Source organism: Algoriphagus litoralis (assembly GCF_003259255.1).
GTDB lineage: Bacteria > Bacteroidota > Bacteroidia > Cytophagales > Cyclobacteriaceae > Algoriphagus > Algoriphagus litoralis.
In genome coordinates, this window is sequence record NZ_QGOL01000008.1 from 133,451 (window position 1) to 147,892 (window position 14,442).

Sequence of the window (14,442 nt, forward strand, 5' to 3'; positions counted from 1 at the left end):
GGGGAGAGTACACCTCCCCTTCCTTTTTTCATTAACCCATTGAAGATTTGCGTCAGGAAGTCACCATTGATCGAACGTTACCAGTAAATCTTGACCCGAAGGATTACGAACTCTTCGAGCCATCGCTTACTGTGACCTTTGAGCGGCTCTTTCCTGTTCACCTGAAGCATGTCTGGATACTTCAAGACACCATTTTCTCTCCCGGAGAACTCAAATTTTATTCCTCCCATTCCCATGTATCAGACTTGGGTCCTTTGCAATATGCCAAGCGGGTAGCTCTATGCTGTACCAAAGCGTGGAGAAAAGTCCCCAAAGGAATTTGGGTGATTGATGAGTGGAGTGCCAATTATTTTCACTGGATGACTGACTGCCTTCCGAGAATTTGGGAAGGATTGGATCGTGACTCAAATTCACCTGTCATACTTCCCGAATCCTACCGAAGCTTGGATTACGTTACGCAAACATTAGAGCTGCTGAATACCAAGGTTGAATTTTTTAAATCCCGGGAAAACCTGAAAGTCGACACACTGATCCTGACCGCCAGAACTGCCGAGTTTCCAAACTTCATCCCTGCTTTAGCCCAAAAAACACGGGAAAAACTCGCCTCCATTCCAAAAAAATCTCCTTGGAAGAAAGTCTATATCAGCCGGAAACTAGCTTCCAAACGCAAAGCACACAACGAACTCGAAGTGGAACTGATCCTGCGAAAAAGGGGCTTTGATATAGTCTGTGCCGAACAGCTTAGCGTCAAACAGCAAATCGAGTTAATGGCTCAGACCAAACTTCTGGTATGCCTGCACGGTGCTGCTCTGACCAATATGCTCTTTTTGCCAAAAGGCGCCAAAGTACTGGAAATTAGAAACATTGGAGATTCCGAAAACCAGTGTTATTTCAATTTGGCCTCGGCGCTGGAGCTTGAGTATTATTATACTTTAAATAAAGGCGACTATCAGGATACGATCATGACTGACTTTACCATCAATATTCAGGCATTGTATTCGACTCTGGATCAAATAGAATAAGGAGATCAAACCCTTTTTAGAACCTTCTTCAGGTTAACTACTTTTCGCAATTAGCTCTTGCCTTTTGCCCTTTTCTCCATTTTTTTGGTATCTTCTTGGCCAAATTTGCTCATCCCGATTTAACCTATGACCAAGAAAAAACTCCGTAGCCAAGAATGGTACGGCCGCACCGGAAAAGACGGTATCATTTACCGATCCTGGATGAAAAACCAGGGACTTCCACACCACCTTTTTAATGGCGAAAAGCCCGTAATTGGCATCTGCAATACCTGGTCAGAGCTGACTCCATGTAATGCCCACTTTAAGGATTTGGCAGAAGCACTTAAGCGGGGCATTTGGGAAGCAGGTGGATTTCCCCTAGAATTCCCCGTGATGTCACTCGGTGAATGCTCGATCAAACCTACAGCGATGCTTTTCCGTAATCTCGCTTCCATGGATGTGGAAGAAAGCATCCGCGCCAATCCAATGGATGGCGTCATCCTCATGTGTGGCTGCGATAAAACCACACCCTCCCTGGTAATGGGCGCCGCTTCGGTAAACTTACCCACTTTGGTCCTTTCAGGAGGCCCGATGCTGATCGGAAGATTTAGAGGAAAAAAAATCGGAACATCCGACATCTGGAGATTTGCTGAAGATTTCAAAGTAGGCAAACTCACCCAAGAAGACATGATCGAAGTGGAATCTTCCATGTCCCGATCAATCGGACATTGTGCGCCAATGGGTACAGCCTCTACGATGGCAGCCATGGTGGAAGCGCTGGGTCTCGCTTTGCCAGATAATGCCACCATCCCTGCTGCAGACTCAAGACGGAAAGTCCTTGCACATCTGGCTGGCATGCGAATCGTAGAAATGGTCAGGGAAGACCTGACCATGGATAAGATTTTGACCAGAAAAGCCTTCGAAAATTCCATCATGGTCAATGCAGCCATTGGCGGATCTACCAATTTTATCCTTCACCTGACAGCCATAGCCAAGCGAATCGGAGTCGAACTCGACCTGACAGATTTTGATCATTTCTCTGCCAAAATCCCATTAATTGCTAATGTGCAACCCTCAGGGGAGCATTGGGTCGAAGACTTATTCTATGCAGGGGGGATGCCAGCTGTAATGCGTGAAATCCAAAAACACCTCCACACTGACGCAATTACGGTCAACGGGAAAACTATCGGAGAGAACATTTCAAAAGCCGAATGCTGGGATCGCAACCTGATCGGCACGCTGGAAAATCCCATCAAACCTGACTCGGGTATTGCTGTCCTCAAGGGTAATCTCTGCCCGAATGGAGCTGTACTGAAACCCTCTGCTGCCACACCTAACCTACTCGTCCACACGGGTAGAGCGGTCGTTTTCGAAAACATCGACGATTACAAAGCCAAAGTGGACGATCCGGATCTGGACATCGACGAGACCTGTGTCATGGTCATGAAAAATGTCGGTCCAAAAGGCTATCCTGGCATGCCGGAAGTAGGAAATATGGGATTGCCAAAAAAATTGATTGAAAAGGGAATCAAAGACATGGTCCGCATATCTGATGGTCGAATGAGCGGGACCGGATTTGGAACGGTAGTCCTTCACGTATCTCCGGAATCCGCCATCGGTGGTCCCTTGGCTTTTGTCCAAAATGGAGACATGATCTCACTCGACGTACCGAATCGAACGCTCAATCTCCTTATTTCTGATGAAGAGTTTGTGAGAAGGAAAATCGACTTTGTCCCGACTCAGCTTCCTTATGAGCGCGGTTATGTTAACCTATTTCTGGACAAAGTTAATCAGGCACACGAAGGTGTGGACTTTGATTTTCTTCAGGGCAGTTCAGGATTGGAGGTCAAGCGAGATTCGCATTAATTAAGAGATTATACACCCTCCAAGTTTTCTAAACACTTGGAGGGTTATCAATACACGATCATGAAACCCGAAAAAGTAGCCATAATTACCGGAGCTGGTCAGGGAATCGGACTGGAAATCGCGAGAAAACTACTGGATTCCGGCTCGAATGTCATTCTCAATGACCTAGAAGTCAGTCTGACAGAGGATGCTGTTTCCTCACTCTCCCGTATGCGTAAAGGCATGGTACTGGGATGCTCAGGCGATTCCTCATCGGAGGAAGTAATTGATGAAATGGTGCGTTTGGCTTTAGATCATTTTGGCAAAATCGATCAAGTAGTTGCCAATGCTGGCATAACACTTTTTGGAGGCTTCTTGGACTATTCACGTCAGGATTTTGCAGAGGTGATGCGGGTAAATCAGGCCGGAACTTTTTTCCTAACCCAAGCCGCTGCTCGGGTAATGAAAGATCAGGAAAGTGGCGGTTCCATTCTTCTGACCTCCTCTGTCACTGCACACCAAAGTCACGAAAACCTAGCCGCCTATGCCATGAGCAAGGCCGCTATCGAAATGCTGGCAAAAAATCTGGTCCTCGAGCTTGCCCCATTTGGCATCCGAATCAACACCATCGCGCCTGGAGCCACACTGACTGAGCGGACCACTTCCGACCCGGACTATGTCACCACTTGGTCCAAACTTACCCCACTGGGCCGACCTGCGTCGCCTACAGACATTGCAGAAGCAGCGGCATTTCTACTCTCGGATGCAGCCCGGCATATCACCGGACAGACCTTGGTAGTAGATGGCGGTTGGACAGCTATCAGCCCATCACCTTATGCCTGAAAACCACAATATTGTCAAAGACCTGCACTTGGTGTTGAAATCTCCTCCGCCGTGGAATCTGAGTGGTGAAGGGATAATTTTGATTTTCAAATTCAAAAAAGACTGGGTAGAAAAGTCAGCCCTTCTGCCTAAGCATCTGCAAGGGAAATTCAGAGGTGGGCTTGGCTATGTCATGCTGGTCAATTATGAAAAGTCACCTGTCGGCCCCTACCATGAACTGTTGATTATCCCCGGAAAATTCAGGAAAAGCAAAAAGCAGGCGATCACCAAAATATACGTGGACAGTGAAGCCAGCACCCAAAACGGACGAAATAACTGGGGAATACCCAAGGAATTGCTGCCATTTTCCTGGAAAAAGGAAAATGGAAAAGACCTCATCGAGATCAAATCCGGAGATAAGGTGGTATTGTCTACGGAGATTACTTTTGGCGGACTGCCCTTTCCTCTCTCGACAGCTTTGCTACCCATACATCTCTGCCAGACTTGGAATAAAGTAAAATACTACACCAAACCCCGAGGATTTGGATGGGGTAAGCTGGCAAATGTCAAAAAAATAACCTTGGACCCAGACTTTTTCCCTGATATCACACAGATTAAGCCTTTGCTCGCTGTGAAGGTCAACCCATTCAATATCAAATTCCCTGAGCCCCACTATGGTGACGAAATCTTTTGAAAATTCCAGAGTCATCATAACAGGAGCCGCCTCAGGAATTGGAAAAGAGTTGGTCCGTCAGCTCTATCCCCTCACTAAGCGGATTTTGGCAGCGGATAATTCAGCTAAAAGTCTTGAAAGATTACAGGCCGAGTTCCCGGATTTAGAAGGATTTTTACTTTCGGATTTAAGTAAAAAAGAGGGGAATGGATTGATTCTGGATTGGGTGAAAAACAATTGGCAGGGAGCTGATTTTTGCTTTGCAAATGCCGGAAAAGCAGAATACCAAGCAGCAGACCTTCAGGACTGGAAACAGATGGACGCCCTTTTTCAACTCAATGTCTTCAGCCCTATCCAGCTTGGCATGGAATTACGGAAATCATTTCCCAAAACTCACATCCGCCATGTTATCACGTGTTCGGCCATTGCGTTTTGGGCAATTCCGGGCTATAGCATTTATGGAGGAACCAAGGCCGCTGTCTTGCAGTGGGCGCGGACTATTTGGGCAGAAAATACCGGAGATTGGCTCACCTTAGTCTTTCCGATCGCTACCTCCACGGCTTTTTTTGAGACAGCGGGCCAAGAAATTCCCAAGGCTTTCCCAATTCAGCAACCCCAAATTGTAGCCAAAAAGATGCTATCAGGAGTCGCAGCAGGTAAAAAGAAGATATTTCCTTCACTTCTGTTTCGTGTCATGCTTCACCTCAATAATTTTCTTTATGTCATTCGTCCTATTTCTCAGGCTATTGAATCAAAGAAATTCCGATCTTGGATAGCAAAACAAAAAGATTCCTCACAAGTTTGACACCTTTCTAACCACCTACTCATGAAAAACTACTTATTCCTGCTCACTTTCCTCTGGTTGATCAGCGCTTGCGAGCAAAAAACCGAAATGCCAGATACCCTTCCTATGAAAGTGGCGAAAGCCTACGGCATTGAAAACTTTGACCAAATCAACTCCATCGCTTACACATGGAATGTACAGCGTGACTCTGTCAACGTGCTGTCCCGGGATTGGAAATGGAATATCAAAGACAGTACAGTCTATTATTCTGGTCCAGATACCACATTCACCTACAGCTTGACAGCAGATTCACTGCCCAAGCAAGACGGCGCCTTCATCAATGATAAGTATTGGTTCATGATGCCATTCCAACTGGCTTGGGATACCGGATACACCTATGAGACAGTGGAAAATGTTCCCTCACCGATTTCCCAAACCAATTCAACCAAGCTGACCATCCTTTACAAATCAGGTGAGCCTACCTCTCCAGAGATGGGTTATACGCCTGGCGATGCATACGACCTCTATTTGGATGAAAACAACATGATCCTAGAGTGGACTTTCAGAAGAGGAAACGGTACAGAAGGACGCACCTGGACTTGGGAGAATTCTGAAAAGTTCGGCCCAATTACCTTGACGAAAGACCACATGGGAGCTGATGGCAATCGGTTCATCTGGTTTACCGATATAAAAGTAGATTGAAATCGGAATTAAGATTAAGCTGATCGTCATAACAATACTGCCGTAATTGTGCCATTTACGGCAGTTTTCATTTCATTCCTCCAGACACTTTTTTTTTATTCTTTTGTAAAAATCATTCTCCTCACCAAATGACAAAACTGACCCAAACTTCCAGACGCGACTTCCTTCTTAAATCCAGTGCCCTAATCGGTGCAGGAATGATTCTAGACCCGATGGATGCTTTTTCTATCGGTCAAAAAAAATCGTGGACCGTGGGAGAAATCATGGACACATTCATTTCGCAGGTTCCAAATGGTCCATTTGCTCAAACCGTTGACACCATCAAAATCGGTTCACGAGAAACGGTAGTTTCGGGTGTTGTTACTACTATGTTTACCACCATGGAGATCATTCGGAAAGCCATCGATTTAAAAGCAAATTTGATCATCCCCCACGAACCTACTTTTTTCTCCGGTCAGGACGAGACAGATTATCTCCAGAATGATCCGGTCTTCAGAGCAAAATATGATCTGATGGCCAAACACAACATCACCATATGGCGAAATCATGACTATGTCCACCGGATGCAAGATGATGGTGTCCGAGTGGGTGTGGTGGGAGATTTGGGCTGGAACGACTACTATACACCCGGAAGCCGAATTTTGATGATCCCAAAAACGGATCTTCGCGGATTGATCAACCACATTAAAAATAAACTTCAGGTTCCAGCCATGCGCTACGTGGGAGATTTGAACCAATCCTGTACCAAAGTCCTACTCCTACCCGGCGCTGTAGGTGGAAGACTTCAGATCACCCAGATCATGGAGCATCAGCCGGATGTTTTGGTCTGTGGAGAGTCCAATGAATGGGAAACTCCTGAATATGTAAGGGCAGCAAATGAAATCGGAATAAAGCTTTCCATGGTCGAGATTGGCCATTCCGCCAGTGAAGAGGGAGGGTCTGAGTTTGTGAAAAACTGGCTCAATAAACACATGCCGGACTTACCAGTGCATCATATTCCCTCTGGAAATTCACTTCAAATATTTTAAAAAAAAAGTGGGTTGACCGTTACGATCAACCCACTTCCGACAGTATTCAAAACGTTTAGATTTAAGAATTGTCCTTATCAAAGGTCTCATCAACGTTCATTTTGAATTTCTGCCATTCCTGTTCGATATCCCGAGTGGTATTGTTCACACCAGTCTTGATATCAGCCCAAGTATTTTCAGTCGCATTTTCAATATCATTAAGCGCCTTTTCGACATCAGTTTTTTCATCTTTCAATTCAGATTCCATTTCTTCGATTTCAGCTTTCATTTCTGCGTCTGCTTTTTCTTTTTTGGCTTCTAGATCGATGAGTTTCTTATCGATTTCTAGCTCAAGCTCCTGAAGTTCGGTACGGAGTTCAGCGCGTTCTCTGTCAAAATCTGACTGCACTTCTACCATTTCCTCATTCTGATCTTCCACTTTGTTGTTTTCACTGCATGACATGGTCATGAGTCCAGTGGCAAAGAAGCTTGCCATTGCGATTGTTTTAAGTTTCATAGTATGTTGGTTTAAAATTTTGAAAAGATTATTTCAACGGATTAAAGACGGTTGATTTCATCTTTCACGGTATCAATAGATCCACCGAGTTTTTTCTGAAGGCGTCCGAGAAGTTCTTCCTCTTTACCTTCTTCATAAAGAAGATCATCCTCAGTCAGGTCAGCGTATTTTTGCTTAAGCTTTCCTTTCAGTTCGTTCCAGTTTCCTTTGATTTGAAGTTTAGTGTCGGTTTTCATTTTCTGATTGGTTAAGTGAAACAATAAATTGTAATTCCTTTAACCCAAACCGGGTGCCACAGGCCATTTACTCGCCAAAAAGGGCTATTTGGCGGTATTTTCCTGGCTATCACCGTGTGGAATCTTTCCAAAGTGTGTAATTATCCCACAGGTTTGTGCATAATTTACCCCCTTGTGGCCTGGTATTTCATCCGGCCAATCCAAAAAAAACAGGAAATCCGGACAGCATGCCCAGTTTCCTGCTTTCGATTACACGTTATTTTTTGTCCTTTTTACAAACTCCAAGTATTCCCCACTTCGGATACGGGGATACAGCCGTTGTACTCTCCCGGGATCGGGTCATAACTCAAGACGTTTTTTCCAATTTGCTCAGAAGTAAAATAGGCCCAAAGCACGGTAGATTTTAGTCCACGGTAGAAACCTACAGGTTCTCGGGGGCCAACAGACGTTCCCCATACATTCTTGGGGAACTTGGGAGAATTTGCCTCATGGGCTTGAAAGCATGCCGTCTTATCCGCTGGACTGAGTTCGGCAAAAACTTTCCCATAGCTCGCTTTGCAATCCGCGTTAAACTTATCAATCTCGGCTACCACATTCTTTTGGCCCGCTTCGTCGTAAGTTTTCGCATAGATAGAATCGATAAAAATATCCGCTTTCACATCCAGGCCTCCGGGTGTATCTGTTTTGGGAAGTAAAAAATCTACGAAAGCGGTAATGAATCTGGCTTGGTCCTCTCCCAGAAACTGTGGCGTCCAAGTCAGTCTGTCCTGCTTGGCACAGGCCTGCAAAAGACTCAGCATGCTCGGTGCGGCTACAGCAGACCCGGCAAACAAGGCGGTTTTTCGAAGTGCGTCTCGTCTATTCATGGCTTAGAGGTTTAATTTTTTCAGTTCGGATACGGCATGATTGGCGGCTCTTGCGGTCAGCGCCATGTAGGTCAAGGAGGGATTCACACAAGATGAGGAAGTCATACAGGCCCCATCGGTTACAAAGACATTTTTACAATCATGTACCTGATTGGTTGCATTCAGCACAGATGTCTTGGGGTCCCGTCCCATTCGGGCGGTGCCCATCTCGTGGATCCCATAGCCCATTTCGTGCTTGTTATCAAAGTCCATGACGTTCTTCACTCCTACTCGCTCCAACATTTCTTTGGCGTCGATACGGATCTGCTCGTTCATGGCAAGCTCATTTTTACCCCATTCGGCATCGATTGAAAGCGTAGGCTGCCCCCACTTGTCCAAGACTTCTTCGTTGAGGTACACCTTGTTTTCATGATATGGAAGGCACTCTGCAAAACCTGTGATGAAAAACTCCCAAGGTCCAGGCTTCATCAGCCCATCTTTAAAGTCCCCGCCAAAGCCTTCCTGATTGGCGCCTGCTCCCCAGCCTGCACGACCTCCACCTCCCTGGAATCCAAATCCACGGACGAACTTATCCGATTTGGTCTTTTCATCCAGATTGACATAGCGTGGGATGTAGATGCCGTTTGGCCTTCTTCCCTTGTAGTATTGGTCATCAAAACCTTCCACTGCACCCATGGCACCGACCCGGTAGGTATGATCCATGAGGTTGTGCCCCAATTCACCCGAGTCATTCCCCAGTCCATTTGGAAAACGGCTGGAAGTGGAATTGAGCAAAATCTGCGTAGTGCTCAGCGTGGAAGCGTTGACAAAAACGATTTTTGCTTTGTAGACAATCTCCTCTCCCGTCTCAGAATCGATGATTCTGACACCAGACGCTTTACCCTTTTGCTCATCGTAGACAATGGATTGAACGATGGAAAATGGTCGAATAGTGAGATTCCCGGTCGCATTTGCCGCAGGCAAAGTCACCGCATTGCTACTGAAATAGGCTCCATAAGGACAACCTCGGTCACAACGGTTTCGGAACTGACATTTCCCTCTGCCATTAAGCGGTTCGGTCAGGTGAGCCACCCGGCCAATGATCATATTCCTTCCGGAAAATTCCTTCTCGATTCGCTCCTTTACGTGCTTCTCCACACAATTGAGCTCCATCGGTGGTAAAAAATGACTGTCAGGAAGCTGTGGAAGACCGAGTGCTTCTCCGCTGATACCGGCAAACTTTTCCACGTGGGTATACCAAGATTCCAGGTCTTTGTATCGAATTGGCCAATCCACTCCATGGCCATCTTTTGCATTTGCTTCAAAGTCCAAGTCCGACCAACGGTAGCATTGCTTGCCCCAAAGTAGCGACCGACCGCCCATTTGGTGCGCTCGAACCCACAGAAACGGCTTGACTTCGGTGTATGGATTTTCAACATCATTTGCATGAAAGTGCTCATTCATTTCCCCGATAAAACCGGATCTACCACCTTTGGGATGTCTGGCTTTCTGCTCAGGCGTGAGTCCTCCCCGAAGCTCGGTCTCCCAAGGATCCAGCGTCATCGTAGGATAATCGACGACATGCTCGACGATTCGTCCTCTTTCAAGTACAAGGGTTTTAAGTCCGGCTTCGCAAAGTTCCTTTGCGGCCCAGCCTCCGCTGATTCCTGAACCAATAACGATGGCATCATAGGTCAGGGATTTATCCGCGTCAATATTAAAATTGGCCATTACAATAGGTTTATTAGAGGGTCAAGTATAGCCAAAATTTTCCTGAATCGTTTGTTTCAAAATATCAGAAATATTTAATCAAACGAGTTTCGACTATTTTCCAAGAGCCTTAAAAAAGTGGAAATAATCTTTTTAAAGCAGTTGAACTTGGATAATATTAAAAGTTGAAATACGTTTATTTACGTATTATTTGTAGAAATACTGAGTTCCTATCATCGTACAAAAAATTTATTTGTTAGAGTTCAGAATAAAGATTTTATAAAGTTGGGGAAAGGAATAGGCAAAATGGATAGACTGAACGGGATTACCCTATTCTTAAAAGTACTGTTTCTGTCAATTTTTTGCCTGTTTCTCTCATTTTCAAGTGCTAAAGATCCTTTGGAAGAGATCATTGCAGAATTTCAGCGCTACATTTCCGAGCAACCGCAGGAGAAAGTCTATTTACACACCGATAGAGAAACTTATTCTGCGGGTGAAACGATTTGGCTGAAAGCCTACCTCACAGTCGGGCCTTTTCACATCCCCTCTTCGCTGAGTACCACCATCTATTTAGAGTTGATCGGCTCAGAGGGCGAACTAATCCAGCAACAAAAGCTTTTCACTCCCAATGGTTTTGCCTCTGGTCAGCTTGAGCTTTCAGATTCAGTCCGGTCAGGCAATTATTTACTTCGAGCCTACACCAATTGGATGCGAAATTCCGGTGAAGAATATTTTTTTCACCGACCCTTAAAAATTTGGAACAGCCAAGTCATCTCCGAACCCTCGGACATTCCAGAAACTGAGTTTGCAAAAGAAAATTTGGACATTCGGTTTTTTCCCGAAGGGGGAAATTTAGTCCAGGGAATTCTCAGTAAAGTAGCCTTTAAGGCCATTGGTGAAGATGGACTTGGGAAAGTAGTAAAGGGAAAAATTCTGGAAGGAGAACGAGTCATTGCTGAGTTTGAAAGTAATTCGCTTGGAATGGGAGTTTTTCCTCTTTTACCCGAAAAAGGAAAAACCTATCTAGCCCACTTAGAAGACTTGGAAGGCTCGGGAATGGAGTTGGAACTGCCCCCAGCCCAGGAATCCGGCCTCGTCATGTCGGTGAGCAACTCCTGCCAGTCTGAAGATATTGTAGTGAAAATCCAATCGAATGAGAACTCTCAAATCTCAAAAATCAACCTTTTGGCACAGACTCGAGGATTAGTCTGTGCATCGAGTCGGGCCGACTTGGCAAATCGAGTGGTATTTGTACGAATTCCCAAGAAAGAATTTCTCACAGGAATCGCCCAAATCACTGCTTTAGATGAAAACGGGGTTCCTTTGGCTGAGCGCTTGGTCTTCATAGATCATCAGAATCAACTCTTACTTTCTGCAGTCCCTGACAAATCCAACTATGGACCCAGAGAACCAGTTAGAATTGATATCACCGCAAAAGACAAGAATGGCAAGCCGGTCGCAGCTAACTTCTCCATGAGTGTTTTTGATAAGAGCCAAGTGTCTTTTGAAGAGGACCAAGAAACCATTCAATCCAACCTTCTACTTTCGTCTGAGCTACGAGGACAAATTGAAAACCCTGGATACTATTTCAATCCTGAAAATCCGGACCGGGAAGTTGCACTCGATTACTTGCTACTCACCCAAGGTTGGCGAAAATTCACAATCAAAAAGGCTTTGAGTGGAGAAATCCCAAAACCCGTTTACCGCATCGAAAAGGGCCTTACGATCACTGGTCAACTTACTGATCCAAAAACCAACAAACCCATTGCCGGCGGGACGGCTTCCTATTTATCCCTTTTTCCCGTTTCCGATTCCAGGACTGCTCTCAGCGATTCAGAAGGCAAATTCTCATTCCAAGACCTCATCTATTTTGATTCAGATGAAGTCATGCTGCAGGGGAAGTCCAAAAACGGGAAAACTGCTACTTCTATTTCTGTTGAAAACCCGCTCAACTCTCCCGCGCTTAAGTATCCCATATTACCCTTCTTTTCAACTCCAACTGCAGCTGAAAAGGATTTTCTAACTAAAAGCGTGGAGAGAAAAAATATAAGCAGAGCGTTTGATTTTGACGAAGACCTCTTTTCACTAGAAGGGGTCGAAGTAACCGGAACAAAAATCATAGATCAATACTCAGGTCCAAAGATTTATGGAGGTGGATCGACAAAAATCACAGTGGCTGACAATACAGGGTTAGAAAACCTTCAACATCCACTGGACTTAGTCAAAGGGAGAGTCGCAGGGGTACAAGTATGGGGAAGTGGCGATACCTGGAGCATTCTGATTCAAGGGGTAAGCTCGATCAACAGCAGTGTGGAGCCCTTGATCATGGTGGACGATATTCCGATTCCGATCGAAGGCTTAAGTTCAATTCCTGTTATAGAGATTGAAAGTGTATCGGTATGGAAAGGACCAGATACCGCAATTTTTGGTTCACGGGGGGCAAATGGCGTATTGGGCTTCTACACCAAAAGAGGAAAAGTGCAGTCCATGGCCCCAAATCGATTGGATCACCCTCTAGTACCAAAGGGATATCAAATAGAAAAGGAATTCTATTCTCCAAAGTATGAAGCTAAGGAGCCACCACAGCCTAGACCTGACCGGCGGGTGACACTCTTTTGGGCACCTGACATCCAAACTGACTCAAGCGGTAAAGCTTCGATTAAGTTTTATAACCATGAGGTAGAAACTGAAATCCATGGAGTAATCGAAGGAATTAGCAATCTGGGGAATCCTGGGGCTTCAAGATTTAGCTATAAAATCGAGAAGTGATTAGAGGTGAAGAGAGGTTCTATGAAAAGGTTTTTGACCAAAAATGGAATCCAATTCCATATTTTCCTGTTTCGAATTATTATTTCAGTCTTCGCTACATTGCCGACAGAAGCTCTTTCGTAAGAAATTTGTCCACCATCTGGAGAAGTAGGACAGCATAAATAAAACCCTACATGAGTTTGAATTCCTTGGAGGGTTGATGACCCTAAAACTCCGAAGTAAAGTGAAACTCAATTTCCGGATAATTGTCCTGCACCTTTTGCAGCCAGGATTTTGACTCGGCCATAAAGACCCGAAACTCTATGATCTGAATAAAAACTCCTTCCAATTCCTGACTTCTATCCCATCACTTCGCGTTTGAGACTGATTGCCAGAATACAGCAAAACTCCTTTTTTGCGCTGACTCAGATTCATCCAAAATCTCAGGTTTTTGAAATAATCGGAGTTGATGGTTTTCCCAGATTTAATTTCAACGGGAATTAAGTTTAATCCCTCATCGATCAGCACATCAACTTCATGTCCGGTCTTGTCTCTCCAGAAAAATAGATTGATTTCTTTGGCTAAATTCGTTCTTTTTTTGATCATTTCGGAAACCACCAAATTTTCAAATATTGACCCTCTTAAAGGATGAAAATCCAACTGCTCAACGGTACTAATTCCTAAAAGAAAACTTACCAACCCAGTATCTAAAAAATAAATTTTAGGCCGTTTAACGATAATTTTATTGAAATTTTGGAAATGCGGCCTTAAAAGATAAATCAAAAAACTACTTTCCAAAATACCGATCCAAGATTGAATGGTCTTGGTATCTACCCCAACTTCGGCACCAAGCGAGGTCATATTCAATTCTTGTCCCACCCTTCCTGCCAGTAGGCGGATAAAGCGCTCAAAAACAATTAAATCAGTAATATTTTTGATTTGCCTTACATCCCGCTCAATATAAGTCCGAAGATAATTTGGAAACCATAAATCTGTAGGAATACCAGGCTCAAAGAGCGGTGGATAGCCACCTTTCTGCATTAGGTCATTTTCTGAAGGAGAGCCTGCTTGTTCTAAATAGAGTTCGGTCAAAGAAAAAGGAAGCAACTGCAAATACCCCACTCTTCCTGCCAGACTTTGAGTAATGGACTGCTGTAAAAGGAAATTATTTGATCCGGTAATGATAAATTGCCCCGATTGAGAACTTGAATCCACTACACCTTGCAAATAAGAAAACAGTTCGGGTGTGCGCTGCACTTCATCCAAGATAGCTCCCTCCGGAAATTCACTTAAAAATCCTCTTGCATCCTCCAAGGCAAACCTCCGTCGATCGGGATCTTCAAGTGACACATAGGGTTTATCAGGGAAAATGGAACGGACAAGTGTTGTTTTGCCAGATTGGCGGGGACCTACTACAGCAACTACTTTGAAATAAGTAGCCAATTCTTGAAGTTTTTCTGATGCCTTTCGAGTGATCATCATCAAAAATATGGAAAAATATGGAATCAGATTCCGGATTTTTCCAGTTTTTAACAATGTATTTATTTAAAAC

At 44.6% G+C, this 14,442-nt stretch carries 13 protein-coding genes; 8 read left to right on the forward strand and 5 right to left on the reverse strand.

The genetic code is table 11. The features are described from left to right. The first annotated feature begins 47 nt into the window (after positions 1-47). The 7 genes from DK188_RS10300 to DK188_RS10330 all read left to right on the forward strand — a co-directional run bounded on the left by DK188_RS10300 (position 48) and on the right by DK188_RS10330 (position 6,855). Positions 48-1,022: a glycosyltransferase family 61 protein gene (locus DK188_RS10300; protein ID WP_111670736.1), complete on the forward strand. Its 975-nt coding sequence runs from the start codon at positions 48-50 to the stop codon at positions 1,020-1,022. A 126-nt stretch (positions 1,023-1,148) separates the two neighbouring features. Then, entirely contained in the window at positions 1,149-2,867 is a 1,719-nt protein-coding gene (locus DK188_RS10305; protein ID WP_111670737.1) for an IlvD/Edd family dehydratase, read from the forward strand. Positions 2,868-2,927: 60 nt separating this feature from the next. Continuing rightward, positions 2,928-3,689 (forward strand): SDR family NAD(P)-dependent oxidoreductase, encoded by a 762-nt coding sequence (locus tag DK188_RS10310; protein ID WP_111670738.1) that lies wholly within the window; start codon positions 2,928-2,930, stop codon positions 3,687-3,689. Then, the gene (locus DK188_RS10315; protein WP_111670739.1) at positions 3,682-4,362 is read left to right on the forward strand and encodes an acetoacetate decarboxylase family protein; all 681 of its coding nucleotides are present in this window, start codon (positions 3,682-3,684) and stop codon (positions 4,360-4,362) included. Before DK188_RS10310 ends, DK188_RS10315 begins: the two co-directional genes overlap by 8 nt. Beyond that, on the forward strand, positions 4,343-5,146 hold the full coding sequence (locus DK188_RS10320) for an SDR family NAD(P)-dependent oxidoreductase (RefSeq protein ID WP_111670740.1): 804 nt from the start codon (positions 4,343-4,345) through the stop codon (positions 5,144-5,146). Before DK188_RS10315 ends, DK188_RS10320 begins: the two co-directional genes overlap by 20 nt. Before the next feature lie 21 nt (positions 5,147-5,167). Next, positions 5,168-5,827 carry a hypothetical protein gene (locus DK188_RS10325; protein WP_111670741.1) on the forward strand — a complete coding sequence of 220 codons (660 nt, stop codon included), beginning with the start codon at positions 5,168-5,170 and terminating at the stop codon, positions 5,825-5,827. A gap of 128 nt (positions 5,828-5,955) precedes the next feature. Next, positions 5,956-6,855, forward strand: a complete 900-nt coding sequence (locus DK188_RS10330; RefSeq protein WP_232825710.1) for a Nif3-like dinuclear metal center hexameric protein — start codon at positions 5,956-5,958, stop codon at positions 6,853-6,855. A 61-nt stretch (positions 6,856-6,916) separates the two neighbouring features. On the opposite strand, the gene DK188_RS10335 is transcribed toward DK188_RS10330, so the two are convergent. The 4 genes from DK188_RS10335 to DK188_RS10350 form a co-directional block, all read right to left on the reverse strand. Continuing rightward, positions 6,917-7,351 (reverse strand): sll1863 family stress response protein, encoded by a 435-nt coding sequence (locus DK188_RS10335; protein ID WP_111670742.1) that lies wholly within the window; start codon positions 7,349-7,351, stop codon positions 6,917-6,919. 41 nt (positions 7,352-7,392) lie between these two features. After that, complete coding sequence (locus DK188_RS10340) at positions 7,393-7,587, reverse strand: CsbD family protein (RefSeq protein ID WP_111670743.1); 195 nt, start codon at positions 7,585-7,587, stop codon at positions 7,393-7,395. 272 nt (positions 7,588-7,859) lie between these two features. Further along, positions 7,860-8,453, reverse strand: coding sequence for a gluconate 2-dehydrogenase subunit 3 family protein (locus tag DK188_RS10345; RefSeq protein ID WP_111670744.1), 594 nt, complete (start codon positions 8,451-8,453; stop codon positions 7,860-7,862). A gap of 3 nt (positions 8,454-8,456) precedes the next feature. Continuing rightward, positions 8,457-10,163 carry a GMC oxidoreductase gene (locus DK188_RS10350; protein WP_111670745.1) on the reverse strand — a complete coding sequence of 569 codons (1,707 nt, stop codon included), beginning with the start codon at positions 10,161-10,163 and terminating at the stop codon, positions 8,457-8,459. Between the two features lie 285 nt (positions 10,164-10,448). On the opposite strand from DK188_RS10350, the gene DK188_RS10355 reads away from it, so the two are divergent. Next, positions 10,449-12,911, forward strand: a complete 2,463-nt coding sequence (locus DK188_RS10355) for a TonB-dependent receptor plug domain-containing protein (RefSeq protein ID WP_111670746.1) — start codon at positions 10,449-10,451, stop codon at positions 12,909-12,911. Between the two features lie 300 nt (positions 12,912-13,211). On the opposite strand, the gene DK188_RS10360 is transcribed toward DK188_RS10355, so the two are convergent. Beyond that, positions 13,212-14,372, reverse strand: coding sequence for an ATP-binding protein (locus DK188_RS10360; RefSeq protein ID WP_232825711.1), 1,161 nt, complete (start codon positions 14,370-14,372; stop codon positions 13,212-13,214). Between the last annotated feature and the right edge of the window lie 70 nt (positions 14,373-14,442).

Bases quoted from the DNA above. Each gene is read 5' to 3' on its own strand.
- DK188_RS10355 (WP_111670746.1), top strand. From the start codon at position 10,449: ATGGATAGACTGAACGGGATTACCCTATTCTTAAAAGTACTGTTTCTG.
- DK188_RS10330 (WP_232825710.1), top strand. From the start codon at position 5,956: ATGACAAAACTGACCCAAACTTCCAGACGCGACTTCCTTCTTAAATCC.
- DK188_RS10335 (WP_111670742.1), bottom strand. From the start codon at position 7,351: ATGAAACTTAAAACAATCGCAATGGCAAGCTTCTTTGCCACTGGACTC.
- DK188_RS10350 (WP_111670745.1), bottom strand. From the start codon at position 10,163: ATGGCCAATTTTAATATTGACGCGGATAAATCCCTGACCTATGATGCC.
- DK188_RS10305 (WP_111670737.1), top strand. From the start codon at position 1,149: ATGACCAAGAAAAAACTCCGTAGCCAAGAATGGTACGGCCGCACCGGA.
- DK188_RS10315 (WP_111670739.1), top strand. From the start codon at position 3,682: ATGCCTGAAAACCACAATATTGTCAAAGACCTGCACTTGGTGTTGAAA.
- DK188_RS10320 (WP_111670740.1), top strand. From the start codon at position 4,343: ATGGTGACGAAATCTTTTGAAAATTCCAGAGTCATCATAACAGGAGCC.
- DK188_RS10340 (WP_111670743.1), bottom strand. From the start codon at position 7,587: ATGAAAACCGACACTAAACTTCAAATCAAAGGAAACTGGAACGAACTG.
- DK188_RS10310 (WP_111670738.1), top strand. From the start codon at position 2,928: ATGAAACCCGAAAAAGTAGCCATAATTACCGGAGCTGGTCAGGGAATC.
- DK188_RS10345 (WP_111670744.1), bottom strand. From the start codon at position 8,453: ATGAATAGACGAGACGCACTTCGAAAAACCGCCTTGTTTGCCGGGTCT.
- DK188_RS10325 (WP_111670741.1), top strand. From the start codon at position 5,168: ATGAAAAACTACTTATTCCTGCTCACTTTCCTCTGGTTGATCAGCGCT.
- DK188_RS10360 (WP_232825711.1), bottom strand. From the start codon at position 14,372: ATGATGATCACTCGAAAGGCATCAGAAAAACTTCAAGAATTGGCTACT.